Here is a 19,611-nt window from a genome sequence, read left to right as displayed (position 1 = left end):
AAAGTCACCCCAGTGGCAAATAAATCTTGCATTGATACTTTTTTAAAGTCATTCCCAGCAAAGCGTGGGTAAATAAAACCATATCCTAGGCTGATGACCGTGATAGCTAAGATCAGTAGGGGTCATGGTTTATATTGCCTTGCATGCTCAATTCGTTCTTGGCTGCTTGGGTGGGTTGATAAATACTTCAACCAATTATCTTCAAGTTCAGCATGTTGTTCTTCTAAGCTTTGTTGTAATGCTTCAATAGCATCTGCAAAATCGTGATTGGAATAGCCCAATTTAACCAGCTTTTCAATTGCATAATTATCGGCTTCTCTTTCCATATCGCGTGAAAATGCTTGTTGCAAAAATGAAGAACCAGAGCCAAGTACTACTTCTGTAATACCTTCCAAGTCACCAAAAATTACAGCCAAGACAACGGTACTTGCAACCGCTTGCGCAGATAGGCGCACACCATGATGATGCTCAACATGGCCAATTTCATGTAATAAAATAGCGCGTAGTGCATCGGGTTTATCTGCCAGTAACGTAACGAGCTCATCAGTAACAACTACTCGGCCATGTGGTAGGGCAAATGCATTCGCTGCAAGATAATCAGATTGATAAAATGACAGCCTGAACTTTGTGTTGTCTAATTCGAGTGCTGTGAGCATTTGGGCCCATTTACTTTGTAAATCAGCTTGTTGATCTATTGAAAGTTGAGTTGGCTCTAGCGCTATTTTTTCAATCACAGCAAGGCTTTGCTCGCCCATACTTTCAACCACCGCAGGAGATGCTACATTAACGCTGTATACGGCAATTGCAGGGATCCCTCTATAGAGAATAAGCCAAAGCAATAAAGGTGCGACAACAACGCTGAGCAAAATAAGGAGTTTATTTTTCTCTAAACGCTCACTGATTGAATATACTTTATTGCCAAACGGCCAACGAAAATCCACATCATCAGGAATAAAGCGCCCGCCATTACAAAAACTAAGTTGTGCCGCTACCCCCGGGATCGCGCTTTCTAATATGCAATCTATGGTTGATGCGCTATGGATTAAGTCATTATTTTGATTAAGCAGTTGCACTTGCTCATTATTGACTTGAGCCGTGCAATATTGATGCTGGCTGCTATTGGGGAAGTAATAGCAGCCTGTTACATGAAGTGCTTTCATCAAGTGAGTGAAATATCGATGTCAAACACATTTGCGGCTTCTTCAGCAAATGATGATTGCTGCTGTTGTACAGTATCCATAAGCGTAAGCGCGCCTGTATAAATAGTGACCTCTGTGGCAGCGGCAAGTAAATGTGCTTTACGTATTTTTGTCCACGGATAAGCAAGGCCTAAAGTGAAAATAATTGCTACTGCATTAGTAAATAAAAGGAAACCGTAAGCTGCGGGTTTAAGGTCTGATTTGAAACTGGCTATGTCTTCAAACTCGCTACTATTCAAAATATGGTTACGAATAATAGATTGATAAATTCCGCTAACTAACGTGAGCATCCCAATATACATTACAGCCATTAGCACAGGGAAAAGTAAAGTGGAAAAATTCAAGCTGTTGGTATCTAAACCATTAAAACTCATCGCTACACCTGCAATCCCAGCTAAAATACCAAAGCCAATTAAACCAGCAAAGGTAACACCGATGGTAATCAATGCAGCCATATAATAAGTTTCGCCTTTAAGATTTACAGATAATGGTTTGCCACCATAGCTGATATTCTCATGTATGTATTGATCAATGCGCTTTAATGCATAAGGCATTAATAAGTACAGTGTGAATACACTTGCAATAGGGAGTAATACAAAGTTAATTAAGGCATCGCCGTAGTTACCAGAAAAGGCAAAGCGTACATTACGATGGCGCGTCATACGCATATTAAAGCGCAGGCCTTGATTGATTATCCATGGCATTAAAAACAAAAAACCGAGTGCAAATAATAACCCGATGACAGGCAAAAATTGTACGACTAAGCTATAAATAATAAAAACTATTACCGCTAAAATACGGCCTTTGAGTATTTGCATAGGTGTTGCTAAATAATCAAAGCTATGGTTATCGACATGTGTGTTGCCATAAAAGTAACGATAAGTACGTACTTTTGCCCAAGCAGAGTAAATACCAAGGGTTAAAATACTTAACACAATATTAACGATCCAAATGCCAAAAAACTCTCCGGCTTTACCGTTAAATTGTATTTTTCCTTTGAAAAGAATGTTATCAGTTGATGGTGGTGTAGTCTGTATTGTGGGTTCCATATGAAATTCCGTTTTCCTAAATTAGACTGGAATTTACTAAATTCCGCTATATTAAGCAATAAAAAACACGACACAGTCATCCCATGTTCATATTAAATATAGATGTTTATAAAGGTGTTTTAATGTTTTTCTGTTTTTTTCAAGTTCAGGATTTAGGATTAAATCTGCTATACTCTGGCCATCATTTTATGGGGCAGCTATGATTTCAAAAAACCAACTCAAGTTAATTCGTGCATTAGGTCAAAAAAAATACCGAAAGCAACATAATCAATACCTTGTACAGGGTGAAAAAAACGTACTTGAGTTATTGGCAAGTGGTTTAACAATGGTAGAGCTGTTTGCTACCCCCGCTTTTATTGAGCAGTATCAACAGCAAATTGGTTACGTAAAAGTAACGCCAGCCGATGAAGAAAGCCTCACTAAAGCCAGTACGCTAGTTTCAAATAATGCCGCAATTGCGATTGTTGAAATGCCACAGGTAAATGCCCCCAAAGCTGAGGGATTAATTTTAGCGTTGGACGGTGTGTCAGACCCCGGTAATTTAGGCACAATTATCCGCGTTGCTGACTGGTACGGTATTAAACATATAGTAACCAGTCTTGATAGCGCCGATCCTTACAATCCAAAAACCATTAGCGCGACAATGGGTTCATTTGTACGTGTTGCTGTCAGCCAAGTTGATTTAGCTGATTATTTAGTTGCGCTTAACCTACCTATTTATGGTGCTTTTTTAGAAGGTGAAAATTTGCACCATACTAAATTAGCCCAATCAGGCGTGTTATTGATGGGCAGTGAATCTCATGGTATTCGCACCCAATGTGCAGCGTTGGTCACTAATAAAATAACTATTCCGGCATTTGGCGAGGCTGAATCGTTAAATGTAGCCATGGCAACGGGTATTATTTTAGATAACTTTAAACGCCAAGCGTAACCTTTGTACTTACTTTTGCCGCCCATAACGGTTAAATTAAATACTGAAGCTATAACAATAAGAGTCGGTAAACCAACTAGATGCGTTTGAGCACCATAAAATTAGCGGGCTTTAAATCCTTTGTAGAGCCGACTAAAATTCCATTTCCTGATCAAATGACTTGTGTCGTTGGCCCGAACGGTTGCGGTAAATCCAATGTGATTGATGCCGTGCGTTGGGTGCTTGGCGAAAGCTCGGCCAAAAATCTGCGTGGCGATGCCATGACGGATGTTATTTTTAATGGCTCAACTAATCGTAAACCTATTTCGCAAGCATCAGTTGAACTGATTTTTGATAACACTCAAGGCCATTTACCTAATACCTTTGCTGATCGTAACCAAGTGGCAATTAAACGCTTAGTAACACGCGACGGGCAATCGTTGTATTTTCTCAATGGCAGTAAATGCCGTAAACGTGATATCACTGATATATTTTTAGGCACAGGCCTTGGCCCGCGCAGTTACGCAATTATAGAGCAGGGCATGATCTCACGTTTAATCGAGAGTAAACCGGCTGATTTGCGCGTGTTTTTAGAAGAAGCTGCTGGTGTGTCTAAATACAAAGAGCGCCGCCGTGAAACGCAAACTCGTATTAAAAGTACCCGCGAAAACTTAGAACGTTTACTTGATGTACGAAAAGAGCTGCAAGCACAGGTTGATAAGCTGGCAGTGCAATCAGTTGAGGCCAAAAAATATCGCGAGTTAAAAACGCAAGAACGCACATTAAAAGGTCAACTTGCTGTTTTGAAATGGCAAAAACTGCATCAGCAACAAGTGACTAAAGCCTATAAAATGGCTAAATTGAATGAGCAAATTAGTTTTTTTAAAACGGCTCACTCAGGTCATGATGATGTATTGGCAACCCTTGAAAGCCAAGTCCAATTGCGTATTGAGCGCCTCAACGAAGCCCAACAAAAGCAGCATCAAATTCATACAACACTTACACGTGTTGAGCAGCAACAAATAGGGTTAAAACAGCAACAGCAGGTTTTAAGCCAAAACCTGATCAAACAACAACAAATACAACTGCAAAGCCAGGAATCACAGCGATATCAAAGCAATCATGCGCAAGAGCTGGAAAACGTACTGCAAAGCGCGATTGAACACACGTTACTATGCACCGAGCAGGTGAACGAAGTGGCGTCGCAAGTTGCGCTGTTAGATAAGAGTAAAGCGCAAAGTAGCAGTGCGTGGCAAAGTATTTATGAGCAATTTCAATCGATAAACACCGATCACAATAATCAGCAAAATGTACTCACTCAACATATTCAAAGCCAGCAATATATAAAAAAGCAGCAAGATACCCTTAAAATCGAGTTGGTCGAGTTGAGCACCAACCCAGTTGAGCAACAAGTGGCGCAGCAACAGCAATTAATGCAGTCCCTCACGCAAGAGCTTGCCTCAAAACAAACGACGTTAAATAAAGTACACGTTAGTTTGCAGCAGGCTAAAGCCAGTTTAGCCGACAGCCAACAAAGACATGACGACATTACTCAGCAATTAAATGAGAATAAAGCCAAAGTAGTTGGCTTAAACTCAATGCTAGTTGGTGACGATGCGCAAAGTAAGCATAATATGCTTGCTCAGCTGTGTGTCAAAACGGGTTATGAGCATTTAATTGAGCATGCTTTGCAGGGGCTTGAACATTTAAATGTGACGAAGGGTGCTCAAAGCAATGCCGTTTGGCCTATTTCGTTAGTCGCGCGCAAAGGCTCATTAGCTGCATTAATCGAAAATGGTGTTTACCCTGAATTATTACACCGTATTGCTTATAAAAATAGTTTTACAGTAGATGATTTAATCGATGATTTTTGGTTAGCTGTTATAGATGCGCAAGGTAATATGTATGGCCGTAACTGGCACCAAAATACGAATAAGAATGCTGATAATTCATTACTGATTAAACATAAGCAACTTGCTGACGCTCAGTTATTAGAATCAAAATTAACGGCTGATTTAATTAGTCACAGCGATGTATTAAACACGCAGCAACAAACATGCGATCAACTTTGCGCTCAAATGGAAGAGCTTAAAGGCGCAGTGCATCAGTTGGCACAGCAAATAGCTGCGGCGAGTACGCGTAGAGATATGCTAAAAGAACAACAATTGCATTTTAAAAATCAACAGCATAAGTTACAAGGGAAGTTGCAATTATTGGATGATGAATTTAGTGTTGTGGCAGGTAAAGTTACGTTACAAGAACAGCTCATAATTGATTTAACGAAGCAAAAGGCATTAATAAGTGCAAGGCTTGAACAGGCAAAAATAGTTCAGCAGCAAAGTGATGAGCAATTTAAACACATTAACGCTGAACTTGAACGCTACAAAACTATTTCAAATCAAGCGACTTTGGCTGAGCAAAAAGCGCGCGGTGATTGTCAGCTCAGTGTTGCTAAATTACAGCATGCCATTACAGCCTGTGACACTGCGAGTGAAGCTGTAACTGAATTAACAATACAATTAGAAGATTTGGTCATGCCATTAGAAGAGGCCGCAGAACAAATAGTATTGTTATTAAAGCAAAATCAGCAAGGTGAAATTGAACTTAAAAACTTGCAAATAGCATTAGGTGAGGCTAAAACAGCTTTAGCAGATAAACAAGTGATGCTTAAAGGTTCGCAAGAAGAACTTGTTATTTTACAAGAACAGTTGCAACAACATGCTCTGGAAGAGCAAAGCTTGTTAGTTAAAGCACAGCTGGCGTTAGAGCCGCTAGATGAGTTGCAGCAAAACCTGAAAGATATTTTGGCGCAATTACCAGAGCAGGCCAATGCAACAACGTATCAGGGACATTTAAATAAAGTTACACAAAGTTTAAGTGAATTAGGAGCCGTAAATTTAGCCGCGATTGATGAATTTGAACAAGCTCAGCAACGCAGTCAGTATTTAGAGCAGCAACTTGAAGATTTAACTAAAGCGTTATCAACCCTAGAGGGTGCCATTGCAAAAATCGACCGAGAAACAAAAAATCGTTTTAAAACGACATTTGATCAGGTAAACCATGATTTTGGTGAGTTATTCCCTAAAGTATTTGGTGGAGGCAGTGCATATCTTGAATTAACCAGTGATGACTTACTAGAAAGTGGTGTTAGTATAATGGCACGACCACCAGGTAAGAAAAATTCAACAATTCACCTTTTAAGTGGTGGAGAAAAAGCGCTGACCGCATTATCATTAGTGTTTTCAATATTCAGGCTCAATCCAGCTCCTTTCTGTATGCTGGATGAAGTAGATGCACCACTTGATGATGCGAATGTTGGCAGGTTTTGCCGATTAGTGGAGGAAATGTCACAATCGGTGCAATTTATTTATATCAGTCATAACAAGATTGCCATGGAAATGGCGGGAAGGTTAACGGGTGTTACAATGGCAGAGCCAGGCGTATCGCGTATGGTTGCTGTTGATATCGAACAAGCAGTGCAAATGGCACATGCATAATTATTAATAGTTAAGTAGATAAATAATAAAGGTGAGGGGATGGCCGAAGAATTAAGATGGGTTTTAATCATTATCAGTGTAGTTGTCATTGGTGGATTATTAATACATGGCCTGTGGTCAGTTCGTAAAAAAGATGCACCTATTGCAACAAATGAGCGGGTTGAACCAACTGAGCAGCCCCCAGTGCAACGCCAACCAATATCAGAACCAACAGCAACACATACCTCGCAGCGTGATGAGCCGCAGTTTGGTGATCTTAGTTTTAGCGCATCAGATGAGCAGCCTAAGCTAGATGATGTAGTTGAGAGTACAGTGGCTGAGCAATCTGAACTGCAAGAAGATACACATAGCGAAGAATGCACAAAAACAATTGATGAAGCGCCAGCAGCAGAAGATTTTATTATTGTGCACATCCAAATGCCTGAAGGCTTAACAATGGAAGGTAGTAAATTACTACCCGCTGTAAATACGCTTGGTTTTAAATATTCTGAAGAAGGCTTTTTTAATCGCCACTTAGACCCTGCTGGCCATGGTCCAGTACTGTTTAGGTTAGTGAATATGTACAACCCTGGAACGTTCGATGTTGATAACATGGAACAATTTAGTACTGCAGGGATTAGTTTATTTATGACCTTACCCTGTGATGGCGATGGGCTTGCCGCATTTAATATGCTCCATAGCGCAGCGAAGAAACTGGCGGATGAATTTGGCGCCGCTATATTAGACTCACAGCGCGAAGAGATGACGGTTGATAGCGTACGTGATTACGTTGAAAAAGTGAGACGTTTTTCAGTTTAATTACCTGCTATGTAAAATTAATTAGTTAAGATTTTTATAAGCCACTTGGCGATGATTCGTTTAAGTGGCTTTTTATATTTTTGAGGTCAGTATGTCCACTTTAGTGCTTGCGCAAATAACGCAGCTACGTCAGCAATTAGAAGATCATAATCACAACTATTATGTACTCGATAACCCTAGTATCCCTGATGCGGAATATGACCGTTTATTACAACAGCTAAGTGCTTTAGAGAGCGAAAACCCGCAGTATGCAAGCGCGGATTCACCAACACAAAAGGTAGGCGGGGCTGCGCTTGCTAAATTTGAGCAAGTAGCCCACCAAGTGCCGATGCTGTCGTTAGATAATGCTTTTAGCGAAGATGAATTTACCGCATTTAACCGCCGTGTTAAAGAACGTTTAATGGACACCAACGAACTGACCTTTTGCTGCGAACCAAAGCTTGATGGCTTAGCTGTGTCTATTTTATATCGTAATGGTGTATTAGTGCAGGCTGCTACTCGCGGTGACGGGCATACTGGCGAGAATATCACAGAGAATGTAAAAACAATTCGTAATGTGCCATTAAAATTACGTGGTGATGATTACCCCGGCGAAATTGAAATTCGTGGTGAAGTTTTTATGGATAGCGCAGGGTTTGACAAGCTTAATGTTGAAGCCGAAAAGCGTGGCGAAAAAGTATTTGTAAACCCGCGTAATGCCGCTGCCGGCAGCTTACGCCAGCTCGATTCTAAAATAACAGCTAAGCGCCCATTGATGTTTTATGCATACAGCACAGGCATGGTTGCGGACGGCGAGCTTCCTAGCGATCATTATCAACAGCTTGCTAAATTAACAGATTGGGGCTTGCCGCTGTGTCCAGAAACTAAGTTAGTTGAAGGCCAGCAAGCCGCGCTTGAGTATTATCACGATATTTTACAGCGGCGCAGCAACTTAAAATATGAAATAGATGGCGTTGTAATAAAAATAAATAATAAAGCCATGCAAGAACGTTTAGGCTTTGTTGCACGAGCACCGCGATGGGCAATTGCTTATAAGTTTCCTGCTCAAGAAGAAATAACCCAATTACTCGACGTTGAATTTCAAGTAGGGCGTACTGGTGCAATTACACCTGTTGCACGTTTAGAGCCTGTATTTGTTGGTGGCGTAACAGTATCAAATGCAACACTGCATAATCGCGATGAAATAGAGCGATTAGGCGTAAAAGTAGGCGATACAGTCATTATTCGCCGTGCAGGTGATGTGATCCCACAAATTACTCAAGTGGTGCTAGATCGCCGTCCAGCTGATGCAAAGGATATTGAGTTTCCAGCGACTTGCCCAATCTGTGACTCGCATGTAGAGCGTATTGAAGGCGAGGCTGTAGCGCGTTGTACAGGAGGCTTAGTATGCCAAGCACAACGTAAAGAAGCGATTAAACATTTTGCCTCTCGCAAAGCATTTGATATTGATGGGCTTGGCGATAAAATTGTAGAGCAGCTGGTGGACAGAGAGCTTATTAAAACGCCTGCAGATTTGTTTATTTTAAAACAAGGGCATTTTGAGTCATTAGAGCGCATGGGACCTAAGTCAGCTAAAAACCTTGTTGCAGCGCTTGATGATGCAAAGCAAACAACGCTTGCTAAGTTTTTATATTCGCTCGGTATTCGCGAAGTTGGCGAAGCAACGGCGCAAAATTTAGCGAACCATTTTTTAACACTTGAAATGGTGACAACAGCAACGGCAGAAGCCTTAGTTGAGGTAAGTGATGTTGGTGAGATCGTTGCAAAACATGTGCGAGGTTTTTTTGCAGAGCAGCACAATTTAGACGTAGTAGAAGCATTAATTGCACAAGGAATACATTGGCCTGAACTAATACCACCGAGTGAAGAATCGCAGCCATTGGCAGGTTTAACCTATGTACTAACAGGTACTTTAAGTGTACTTAATCGTAATGATGCGAAAGCACGACTACAGCAATTAGGCGCGAAAGTGTCAGGTAGTGTGTCAGCTAAAACAGATGCGTTGATCGCGGGCGAAAAAGCAGGTTCTAAGCTCACTAAAGCGCAAGATTTAGGCATTGAGATACTAACCGAAGATGATTTAATTGCACTTTTGGCGCAGCATAATGGGTAACTTAACTGCCAATGCAGTTAAAGCTCAACAGCAGTCCATTATTGATCACTATAAGTGCCGCTGTACTTATAGTGAGTTTAATAAAGATAGGAAATGCTGATGCGTTACGGACCGGAGTATTGGGATAAATACGGTACATACCGTACGCCAATCGCATTTCATTTGAGTTTACTTGTATTATTACGTGCTTATTTTATTTGGATTATTGCAGCACTAAGCCGTCGCCCTGAATTGGATATAATGTCGTTGGTTTTTAGATCAAAAAATGATTTTTTTAGTGCTTTGGCCATCGGCGCAATTGCAATTATTCCAGCGGTTATATTTTGTTTACGCAGGCCACAAAAAAGCACTGCTGGTGCTGCGAAATTAGCACGAATTTGGCGCTTCATGCGCTGGCCATTACTTGTTTGCGCAGCCGCTGATTTAGCTTGGTTAGTTATTCAAGCAGCACATAGTTATTATCAATTTTCGATGTTTTTAGCGCTACAAATGGTAACAGTGTTATGGGTGCTTCTGTATTTAGCCAAAAGCCGTTATTTAACGGTATTTTTTAATGACTGGCCCGATCCTGAAACGGATGACAAGAAGCACTAACATCAATCTTGGTTAGTAAGGACTATCAATGCAAAAAATTAATCAACGACTGGCGCTGATCGTCGCTTGTTTTGGCAGCGTACTATTATTGCTGAGCTTATTTACTGGGCTATTTCAGCAGCCTTGGTTTGTATTTTTAATAGCTTTATGGGTGTTCGTATTTAGCTCGTGCTGCTATCGGTTAACGTCATTTTTTAAAACACGTAATAGCCTTGATAAATTCATCCAACGCGATCAAGAAAACTTATTATTATTTACACTGACAGGCTTTTTTGATCGCACACACGGACCGCAATGGCTGGTTATAAATACGATTGAAAAAATACAATGCCATGATGATTTATTGTATGTTTACTCTAGTAAAGAGCGACAATTATCTGTCAGCTTGCCGGCAACGAAAGCTGAGATTTTAGCGTATTTAGATTCACTTTTTACTGCCCGTGAAAAGCAATCTATTTTGATACAATGAAATATAACCTTTAAAACAGCGGTATACTTAAACGCATCAAGTTAGTCGTTGCTTTTTGGAGGTATCATGAAACAACAGATCGGTTTAGGTGGAAGCTGCCATTGGTGCACCGAAGCTATTTTCAGTTCATTAAAAGGTGTTGAGAGTGTTGAGCAAGGTTGGTTTAAAAGCTCAGAGAACAGCAGCCAATTTAGTGAAGCGATTCGATTGCGCTTTGATCCTCATAAAATAAGCTTAACTGATTTAATTGCAATCCATATCGATACCCACAGTGCAACGAGTGAACATAGCATGCGTGAGAAATATCGTTCTGCAATTTATGCTTATATACCCAAGCCACCTCAAGATGCAGAATTCAGCGTTTCACAGAGGCTTAATATCAAGGCGTTACTTTGTAGGAATGGCCATCCCTTTTAAGAAGGAACAACGATGAGAGTAAGTCTCTGTGAAACGCCCAACGGGTTGGTTTAAAAGCGATTTATACTGCGTTATTGATTTTAATAATAGAACCACTATTACTTGCAATCAATGCCTTGCCTAAATCGCTTTTAATTCCAACTGAAACTCGCATCTTGAGGTGGTTTGGGTATACGAGCGCGCAATGTAAAGCTGCACAGCACGCGTTAGATTTAAAGCAAGCAGATTATAACAAGCCATTAATTACACAAATTTTACTGGCAGGGGAGTTTAAACATTCACCGAGCCAGTATCAAAATTACTATTTTTCAAATCCTAACAAACCATTTTGTGAGGTACGGATAAATCCAAAACTCGCAATGTTATTAACGCACTACCATGATAATGTGGATAGCAGTAAATTAACCCATCTTGTATAAATGAGGTCAATTATGTTGAACTGGAATGATATTTTAAATTTTGCCAGTAAAGGTAACCCAGAGCCAAGCCGTAAAGTAGAGAAAACCATGCAACAATGGCAAGAGATGCTATCAGAAGAGGCATTTTATGTGACGCGTAATAAAGGCACTGAGCGCCCACATAGCTCAGATAGTTGCACGTTGTTTGAACCTGGAAAGTATGCCTGTATATGCTGTGATAACTTATTATTTGATGGCGACGAGAAATTTGATAGTGGCACCGGTTGGCCATCGTTCACGCAACCAGCAGAGATAAATTCCATCGCTTACAATGGTGACAAAACCCACGGTATGCAAAGAGTTGAAACGGTTTGTAATGTATGCGATGCGCACTTAGGTCACGTATTCCCTGATGGGCCAATGCCCAGTGGACTGCGTTATTGTATCAATGCGGTATCCCTGAAAAAGCTGTAAGCAGCTTTATGTAAAAAACGAACGCCATAACCACTTTATAAAAGCTGACTTAAAGTGGTTACATAGGCATTAAGTATGGTTTATAGATACGCTAAATTGGGTCAATAAATTGTGCAATAGCAAAAATTAAATGCTCTCTGCAAATAGGCTTTGTTATGCAGTAATCAGTTAATTGTGTGAATTTCATTTTTTCATTTTGCAGGGCTGAGGCTGTTACCGCAATGATTGGAATATGTTTATATTTAGCGTCATTGCGTAGAAACTGAGTTGTTTCAAGGCCTCCCATAATTGGCATCTTCATATCCATTATGATTAAATCTGGGATTTTTTGACTGACACTTTTTATTGCTGTTTGACCATTTTCAGCCGTTTCAATGTCAAAAGACCAACGAGATAAAAATGAAATTAAAAAATCTCGGTTATAAGCAATGTCATCAACAATTAATATTCGAGCAGGATTAAATTGGTAACTATTAATAGGGGGATAATAGGCTTTTTTAGTCCTTCTGATTGAATGAGTTAATTTAATGTCGGGGATACGAACAATAAATTCACTGCCTTGACCTTCACAACTATTTACTTGTAATGTGCCACCCATTAACTTAATGAATTTTAGTGAGATAGCCAAACCTAATCCAGTACCGCCAAACTCAGAACTTTTTTGTCCTTCCACTTGCTCAAACGCATTAAAAATACATTTTTGTTGATCATCTGGGATCCCTTTGCCGGAGTCTTGGACACTGATCACTAAATTGATATGTTGATTTGTTGAGCCTTGCTCACAATCAAACAATGCACACACGTGACCTTGCTCAGTAAACTTTATGGCATTACTAATTAGGTTGATCATTACTTGTCGTAATTTATTACCATCAAGGTGTAGGGCGGTGTGAATGAGCTCAGAGCATCGAATTGTCAGTGCTAGATCTTTTTGCGCACATTGCTGCATAAACATCATCGATAATTCATTACACATTAAATTTAAATCAGCGTCTTCGAGCTCAAGCTGCATTTTTCCCGCATCAATTTTCGATAGGTCTAAAATACCATTCAAAATACCTAATAAAGAGTTACCTGAAACGGAAATAGCCTCCAGATATCGAAGCTTTGTTTTGTCATACTCGCTGTCTTGCAGCAATTGACTAAAACCAAGCACTGCATTAAGCGGTGTTCTTAGTTCATGGGACATATTAGCTAAGAAAACACTTTTAGCTTGATTTGAATGTTCAGCCTGATCTTTGGCTGCTAAATATTCTTGTGTGCGTGTTGCGACCATTTCTTCTAAAATAGACTGTTGCTGATGCATGTTGTTTATTTGTTGTCGCACTGCTGCTCGCATCATTTTAAAACCACTTGCAAGTGTACCAATTTCATCTTGACTAGCAATATTAATGGGGCAATCAAGATCGCCTGTGGTGATCGAGTGTGAAAATTCAACGAGTTGCTCAATAGGTTGCAGGATTATTTTACGAATAACGATATAAGCAATTACGAGTGCGGCTAATAAATATAATGCAAATAATGAGACGGCATTGGTGATAATAGAGGCAATTTTTTCAGCGAGTCCATCATCAGAAAAGCTAACAACAACAAAGCCTAGATTGTCATTTTGATGTCCTTTAACGGGAATAACAACGTGATAAATATTATCATCATTGATAATAATACTTTGTTGTTGATCGAGGGCTTGTAACAATGTTTGATTAATAACATCACTCGATACTTGTTCAATATCGTGATGCGCCACTATATGTGCTTCGTTATCTATAAAAAAAACATTAGTGAGGTCATTAAAGCTATTTTGCTCTAGTAGCTGGTCAATCGCGATGGTTTGAATTTGCATCACCCAGTTACCAACATTACCATCTTTGCTTAATTTTTTTATTTCACCTAGCATCGGTGAGACGATCGCAGATGCTTTCTCACTCATATTTAATAAAGTTTGATTTTTTAGTTCAATAACATGCAAAGCTGTACTAACACCTAATACTAAGCTGATAGTAAAGCCGATAATTAATAGTATTTTATGAGCAATGCTTATATACATAGGCTACTTCTGCTTTAAATTATTAGTCTCAAGTACAACGGTAATTTTATCGTTGCTATTATTTAACGTTTGGTGAATATCTGCACCATAAAAAATTTGGCTATAGGCATGAGATATAATTTCACCAATGGCTGGAAATTGCGCGATCCCAGATTGAATGTGAGCAGGTGTTGCGTGTTCAAAAACCCACAGCATTGTCGCGTTAAATCCGGGCTTATTTACCAGCGTAAAAAGCTGTTCTTGCCATATTTGTTGCCGTGGTGGTGAGCCTCCGGTACTTAATAAACTCGCTGTTTGGGCACTTGTTGCCCATTGAATAAAAAGCCAAGCCGCAGATTTTTTAGATGATTTTGAATTAATAGCAAATGCCCACGCCCAAGGAGAGGTCTCACGTGCTTGTGGACCCTTAGGTAAGGGGGCTGCCTCCCATTTATCCCATATGTCTGACTCTTTAGGTGTATCTATTTCATTATAAAAATGAGATGCGATAAAAGCTGATGCCAATTTACCTTCTTTAAATAGCTTTCTAATATCATAAAAATGTAATGTACGGCTATTTGATGGATTACCATAGCCAACAACTAGATCTCGATAGGCTTTAATACCTTTTTGAGCCTCACGCGAGTTACTAAGCGCTTCTCCTTCTTGTGTTAATATTTGCGCGCCATATGCGCGCATCACAGGTAAAACAGTCCAAGTATTTAATCCAGCGCCTGGTAATGTACGAGATGCGAATGCACTCATTCCTGCTAACTCAGGGTTTAAATCAATTGCTTTTTGAAGTGCAATTTTGGTTTGTATAAGTTCTTCATAAGTATTGGGCACTTGTAATTCAAACTTATCGAAGAGGTCTTTACGGTAAAAAAATATTGGTGCCGAAAAGTCAAAGGGCAGTGATAATAATGTACCGTTTATCTGACACAACGCTAAGCTGTTAGGGCTAATATCATCAATTTTATACCAATTTTTATCGGTTAAGGCGGGATTATTTATGTAAGGGGCAATGGGGTCGATATAATTTTTTTCATATGCTTGACCTAAAAATGTAACACCCATGGGTAATACATCATATAAGCCTAATCCTTTCTCTAAGTCTTTACTTCGTCTGCGGCGCATTTTTGACTGTTCTAATGCATGAAAGCCAACATTAATACCTGTTAATTCTTTAAAAACAGGCAAGTACGGTTTTAAAGCCATGAATGCAGGCTGTTGATCTGCCAAAACATTAATATGCGTACCCTCAAAGGCACGCCAATCAATATCAGCTTCTTGCCAGTTTGAGAGCTTAGTTTTAGCTGCTAAAGCACACGTAAAGCTCAATGATAGGCTAGCCATTAACAAATATATTAAGTGAGAGGCAATATGTTGCAATAGGACTTCCTTATTGATGGTTTATACGAGTATAGAATGCGCTAGCGCGTAAATAGGGAAATTATTTTTATTTAGTTAAAATTAACCCCATGGCATTCGCTTGCTGTGATATTTTTTCAAACCGCTGTTGTTGCTCATCATCTAATTGTGTCGAAGACAGAAGTGCAAAGCATTTTTTAGCGATTGATAGATTCATTGTTTGGCTACTTTCTTTGCTGTTATCAAACTGACACTGTAATAAATTTAAAGCAATGCTAGCATTGCGAGGCATGATCCTAAATGCCTGTGTGAAAGCTTCCAGGGCCGTATTGAGTTGTCCACGGTTAAATTGTGTAACAGCATGATTATTTAGTTCTTTAGGCCCCATTTTAATATCTCGGCGTTCTCTTTGCTGCTGTTGGATATATTGCAGATAAATAGGATCACTGATGTTTGGGTGACGTTCGCAATGTGTAATAATTTGGGAGAATAATGATTGTGCCTTGTGATGAAACCCGAGTTCATGAAATGCTTTCGCTTTGTCGAGTGCACCGTCGACGGAGCGAATTTGAGTGTCATCGACATCAAGCTGTTCTATAAGTTTTTTAGCTTTTTGGTGCTCATCTTTAAGGTAATGTAAACGAGCATTTAATACATCAATTTGTGCTTGGTTATGGCTATTTGGAAATTGACTTTTTAAGTCGTTTAAATATTTATTTGTTTGTCTCGAAATACGTTGAACCTGATCGCTTTGATCTGTAGTCAGGGCGAAATCAATACCAGCTCGCGCTGCATTTAAATATATATCGGGATGATCGTGTATGGAGTGCTTTGCAAAGTTTGCAATATCTTTTTGTGTTGCGTAGTTTTTTTCATAATCGTGATTTAACTGTGTGACATGACTTAATGATTTTTGACGATCGATATTTCGCGGTGCAATCTCTACTGCTTTACTTAAAAAATCTTGTGCTTGTTCAAATTTATTTAGTTTTATTTCTAAGCGGCCAAGTAAATCTAATGCCACTAGCCTAGTTTCATGTCGTTCTAGCATTGTTTTAAGCATACGTTGAGCCAAAATATGCTCATTGTTAGCAATAAGGGCTTCTACTAAACCTACTTTAGCCCATGTGAACTTTTGAATATTTAAAACCGATTTAAAGTAGCTTTTTGCTTCTTCATTTCTTTTTAATCGAATTAAAAGATCACCTTTTAACCTTAGTAAAATTGCGCTATTAGCGCTGCCTTTTTCATTTAAAGCAGCATTAATGAACTTGAGCGCCTTAGAATCGTTATTATCATCTATTAGGCTATAAATTTTTTGTAGTTTATGCTTTCTCAATAAAATCCGTTCTATTCGTGTTTTTAGTTCGTGAATAGTGAAAGGTTTCACAAGAAAGTCATCAGGCTGTAGTTCAAGCATACTATGAACTAAAGATCCTGTTGTTTCAGCTGAAATGAATATAAAACCAGTAGAGTGCTTAATTAATCTTTTTACACGCAGTTCTTCATATAGCTGGTAGCCATCTTGATTTTTACTTAAATTAAAAGAACATACTATAAGGTCAAATGATTCTGAGAGGCACTGTTCTTTAGCCGAGCTAGCATGCTCAGCAAAGCTAAGTTGCTCAAAGCCAAGTTTTTCGAGAGATTGCTTCATATAGCTTTGGGCAAGTGGTTGCTCTTCAACTATGAGTATTTTGGCTTTAGAAAAAATCTTTGTTGGCATTAAACTTGCGACCAATTAAACGTATCAGTGACTATAATAAACAGTCTAGTCGCTGACAAGGGAATTTAAAATTTAATCATTGTAAGTAGTGGGTTTATTTCGGATATATAAGAAAATACGAGCAATAAGTAATCGTTACGTATTATATAAACTGTTTAGTAGTTAGTTTGTCTTAGATATCATAAAGATAAAACTCTTAACGTGTATGAATAAGTAATTAAAATTTTTAACCTATTTATATGTTTGTATGGAGGTGGTGATACTTTTAATTGAATTGAATTGAATTGAATTATATGTGGTGGGTGATACTGGACTTGAACCAGTGACCCTCGCCTTGTAAGGGCGATGCTCTCCCAACTGAGCTAATCACCCACATATAATTTTTGATTAAATGGTGGGTCGTACTGGACTTGAACCAGTGACCCTCGCCTTGTAAGGGCGATGCTCTCCCAACTGAGCTAACGACCCCAAATAATCAATTAACTAAACTTTACGATAACCATTTTATAAATGGTGGGTCGTACTGGACTTGAACCAGTGACCCTCGCCTTGTAAGGGCGATGCTCTCCCAACTGAGCTAACGACCCGTAAAGTTTTATATCTAAATGGTGGGTGATACTGGACTTGAACCAGTGACCCTCGCCTTGTAAGGGCGATGCTCTCCCAACTGAGCTAATCACCCATTTAGATATATTGTAATATGCACCATTTAAAAAATGGTGGGTCGTACTGGACTTGAACCAGTGACCCTCGCCTTGTAAGGGCGATGCTCTCCCAACTGAGCTAACGACCCATATTACAATTTTAAAACGCGACTATTAATAAAATAATAGGTTTTATATGTGGTGGGTGATACTGGACTTGAACCAGTGACCCTCGCCTTGTAAGGGCGATGCTCTCCCAACTGAGCTAATCACCCACATATAAATTAAAACGCTACTATCAAAATAAATAGTACTGGACTTTAACCAGTGAACTTCGCCGTTATTTCTAAATAGCGGTGATGCTCTTTTTTTCTAATTGAGCTAACAACTCATATAGAATTAGATGTGGTGGGTGATACTGGACTTGAACCAGTGACCCTCGCCTTGTAAGGGCGATGCTCTCCCAACTGAGCTAATCACCCACATCTAATACAACACATTGCTGCGTTGTTGTGGGGCGCTATTATAGATAGAGTTCCAAATGTGTCAACACTTGAATGTGAAAAATGTTTTAGATGCGGGTTTTATAAGCAAACAATCGTTTTTGAGGCTAATAAATAAACATTCCTCTGTATTTGAAGCCGTGTTTACGTAAAGTTACTCGCATAACTCATTAGTGCATAAGCTAAATGATTGGTTTATTAACCAGGTAAAGGCCAATAAATTACCCTTGTCCTTAATGAGCCGAAATAATATTAGCTAATTATTAAATAATGGCCAGGCAGGGAAGCTATTTTATTGTAATTATAAACAGCAGGTATGCGTGATCTAATAATCACCCAACACACCGTGGTGTAATTGCACTTTTTTACGTTGCAGAACAGCCATTTTTAGAATGGTTATTTCATTGCGATACGAAAGTGAGGGGGCCTTGAAGTTTAGTGAGCTCTAATAACGTGTGCTTGGTTTATTTATTCAATATAAAAAATATCAGCAGGATCTTAATTGCAAGAGTGATTCTTTCATAATTTGATTTGCATATAGATGTATACCCTATAAGTTAGAGTCATTATGATTATTTAACGGCAATCCTTTCTCTTTAGCGCTCGTTTATTTATGATTTAAACGCGTTTTAAGGGAAAATGTATTGTATATTTGAATCTGTTGTTTATTCAGTATCCAGTTTGTTGAAATTTAAATCATTTAAATAAAGTTACATAAAAAACTGTTGACTTTATTTGGGGTGCTGCATAGAATGCGCCCCGCACTAAGCAATACACCACACGGTTTACCGAGTAAGTGTTTAGCAGAATAAATTGGGGCTATAGCTCAGCTGGGAGAGCGCTTCGCTGGCAGTGAAGAGGTCTGCGGTTCGATCCCGCATAGCTCCACCAATTTATTTTAGTGTATGTCCTAGGGTAGCAGTTTTCTGTGTCCCCATCGTCTAGAGGCCTAGGACACCGCCCTTTCACGGCGGTAACAGGGGTTCGAATCCCCTTGGGGACGCCACTTAGCTTTTATTAGTTAAAGGCGGTTTTACCGAGAGAATAGCGAACAGATTAAGCTCGAGTCTTAATTTGTATATATCGCAATACCTTAAACAGCTCAGGATGTGAGTTTAACTAATCAACTGTCCTAGTGACACATTTATGTGTCCCCATCGTCTAGAGGCCTAGGACACCGCCCTTTCACGGCGGTAACAGGGGTTCGAATCCCCTTGGGGACGCCACTTACTTATTTTAATAGGGAAGTGCAGTGTTATTAAGAAAGCTCGCCTGAAACGAGTTTAACTATTCAGTTGTCCTAGTGACACATTTATGTGTCCCCATCGTCTAGAGGCCTAGGACACCGCCCTTTCACGGCGGTAACAGGGGTTCGAATCCCCTTGGGGACGCCACTTACTTATTTTAATAGGGAAGTGCAGTG

The 19,611-nt window shown here is 39.4% G+C and carries 13 protein-coding genes and 11 tRNA genes; 12 read left to right on the top strand and 12 right to left on the bottom strand.

Annotated elements, in window-relative coordinates:
• Positions 1–122: 122 nt before the first annotated feature.
• Together HH219_RS05940 and HH219_RS05935 are read right to left on the bottom strand one after the other, a co-directional pair.
• Complete coding sequence (locus HH219_RS05940) at positions 123–1,160, bottom strand: M48 family metallopeptidase (RefSeq protein ID WP_169326912.1); 1,038 nt, start codon at positions 1,158–1,160, stop codon at positions 123–125.
• The gene (locus tag HH219_RS05935; RefSeq protein ID WP_169326911.1) at positions 1,160–2,248 is read right to left on the bottom strand and encodes a YjgN family protein; all 1,089 of its coding nucleotides are present in this window, start codon (positions 2,246–2,248) and stop codon (positions 1,160–1,162) included. The genes HH219_RS05940 and HH219_RS05935 overlap by 1 nt, the downstream gene beginning before the upstream one ends.
• A gap of 199 nt (positions 2,249–2,447) precedes the next feature.
• On the opposite strand from HH219_RS05935, the gene HH219_RS05930 reads away from it, so the two are divergent.
• The 8 genes from HH219_RS05930 (at position 2,448) to msrB (ending at position 11,918) form a co-directional block, all read left to right on the top strand.
• Positions 2,448–3,179, top strand: a complete 732-nt coding sequence (locus HH219_RS05930; RefSeq protein ID WP_054206439.1) for an RNA methyltransferase — start codon at positions 2,448–2,450, stop codon at positions 3,177–3,179.
• A gap of 80 nt (positions 3,180–3,259) precedes the next feature.
• Positions 3,260–6,655: an AAA family ATPase gene (locus HH219_RS05925; protein WP_169326910.1), complete on the top strand. Its 3,396-nt coding sequence runs from the start codon at positions 3,260–3,262 to the stop codon at positions 6,653–6,655.
• 39 nt (positions 6,656–6,694) lie between these two features.
• The gene (zipA, locus tag HH219_RS05920; RefSeq protein ID WP_169326909.1) at positions 6,695–7,453 is read left to right on the top strand and encodes a cell division protein ZipA; all 759 of its coding nucleotides are present in this window, start codon (positions 6,695–6,697) and stop codon (positions 7,451–7,453) included.
• A gap of 91 nt (positions 7,454–7,544) precedes the next feature.
• Positions 7,545–9,566 carry an NAD-dependent DNA ligase LigA gene (ligA, locus tag HH219_RS05915; RefSeq protein ID WP_054455367.1) on the top strand — a complete coding sequence of 674 codons (2,022 nt, stop codon included), beginning with the start codon at positions 7,545–7,547 and terminating at the stop codon, positions 9,564–9,566.
• A 96-nt stretch (positions 9,567–9,662) separates the two neighbouring features.
• A complete protein-coding gene (locus HH219_RS05910) occupies positions 9,663–10,160 on the top strand; it encodes a DUF2919 domain-containing protein (protein WP_054455365.1) in 498 nt (165 codons plus the stop codon).
• Between the two features lie 28 nt (positions 10,161–10,188).
• The gene (locus HH219_RS05905; RefSeq protein WP_169326908.1) at positions 10,189–10,629 is read left to right on the top strand and encodes a hypothetical protein; all 441 of its coding nucleotides are present in this window, start codon (positions 10,189–10,191) and stop codon (positions 10,627–10,629) included.
• Between the two features lie 66 nt (positions 10,630–10,695).
• On the top strand, positions 10,696–11,046 hold the full coding sequence (locus tag HH219_RS05900; RefSeq protein ID WP_169326907.1) for a peptide-methionine (S)-S-oxide reductase: 351 nt from the start codon (positions 10,696–10,698) through the stop codon (positions 11,044–11,046).
• Positions 11,047–11,477: 431 nt separating this feature from the next.
• Entirely contained in the window at positions 11,478–11,918 is a 441-nt protein-coding gene (gene msrB, locus HH219_RS05895) for a peptide-methionine (R)-S-oxide reductase MsrB (RefSeq protein WP_054206433.1), read from the top strand.
• Positions 11,919–12,009: 91 nt separating this feature from the next.
• Here the strand turns inward: msrB and HH219_RS05890 are convergent, their stop codons facing one another.
• The 10 genes from HH219_RS05890 to HH219_RS05845 all read right to left on the bottom strand — a co-directional run bounded on the left by HH219_RS05890 (position 12,010) and on the right by HH219_RS05845 (position 18,167).
• Positions 12,010–13,965, bottom strand: coding sequence for an ATP-binding protein (locus tag HH219_RS05890; RefSeq protein WP_169326906.1), 1,956 nt, complete (start codon positions 13,963–13,965; stop codon positions 12,010–12,012).
• A gap of 3 nt (positions 13,966–13,968) precedes the next feature.
• Positions 13,969–15,300 carry an extracellular solute-binding protein gene (locus HH219_RS05885; protein WP_211842020.1) on the bottom strand — a complete coding sequence of 444 codons (1,332 nt, stop codon included), beginning with the start codon at positions 15,298–15,300 and terminating at the stop codon, positions 13,969–13,971.
• Positions 15,301–15,403: 103 nt separating this feature from the next.
• Positions 15,404–17,041 carry a response regulator gene (locus HH219_RS05880; RefSeq protein ID WP_169326904.1) on the bottom strand — a complete coding sequence of 546 codons (1,638 nt, stop codon included), beginning with the start codon at positions 17,039–17,041 and terminating at the stop codon, positions 15,404–15,406.
• Between the two features lie 296 nt (positions 17,042–17,337).
• A tRNA-Val gene (locus tag HH219_RS05875) sits at positions 17,338–17,413 on the bottom strand.
• A 20-nt stretch (positions 17,414–17,433) separates the two neighbouring features.
• A tRNA-Val gene (locus tag HH219_RS05870) sits at positions 17,434–17,509 on the bottom strand.
• Positions 17,510–17,552: 43 nt separating this feature from the next.
• Positions 17,553–17,628: transfer RNA gene (locus HH219_RS05865), tRNA-Val, on the bottom strand.
• Positions 17,629–17,647: 19 nt separating this feature from the next.
• Positions 17,648–17,723, bottom strand: a tRNA-Val gene (locus HH219_RS05860).
• 35 nt (positions 17,724–17,758) lie between these two features.
• Positions 17,759–17,834 (bottom strand) — tRNA-Val (locus tag HH219_RS05855).
• A 50-nt stretch (positions 17,835–17,884) separates the two neighbouring features.
• Positions 17,885–17,960, bottom strand: a tRNA-Val gene (locus tag HH219_RS05850).
• A 131-nt stretch (positions 17,961–18,091) separates the two neighbouring features.
• Positions 18,092–18,167: transfer RNA gene (locus HH219_RS05845), tRNA-Val, on the bottom strand.
• An 836-nt stretch (positions 18,168–19,003) separates the two neighbouring features.
• Here HH219_RS05845 and HH219_RS05840 point away from each other — a divergent pair.
• The 4 genes from HH219_RS05840 to HH219_RS05825 all read left to right on the top strand — a co-directional run bounded on the left by HH219_RS05840 (position 19,004) and on the right by HH219_RS05825 (position 19,582).
• Positions 19,004–19,079, top strand: a tRNA-Ala gene (locus HH219_RS05840).
• Between the two features lie 39 nt (positions 19,080–19,118).
• Positions 19,119–19,194, top strand: a tRNA-Glu gene (locus HH219_RS05835).
• A gap of 144 nt (positions 19,195–19,338) precedes the next feature.
• Positions 19,339–19,414, top strand: a tRNA-Glu gene (locus HH219_RS05830).
• A gap of 92 nt (positions 19,415–19,506) precedes the next feature.
• Positions 19,507–19,582, top strand: a tRNA-Glu gene (locus HH219_RS05825).
• The last annotated feature ends 29 nt before the right edge of the window (positions 19,583–19,611 follow it).

The sequence above is a fragment of the Pseudoalteromonas sp. NEC-BIFX-2020_015 genome (assembly GCF_012952265.1).
Lineage (GTDB): Bacteria > Pseudomonadota > Gammaproteobacteria > Enterobacterales > Alteromonadaceae > Pseudoalteromonas > Pseudoalteromonas neustonica.
This window is presented reverse-complemented; position numbering and strand designations above follow the sequence as displayed.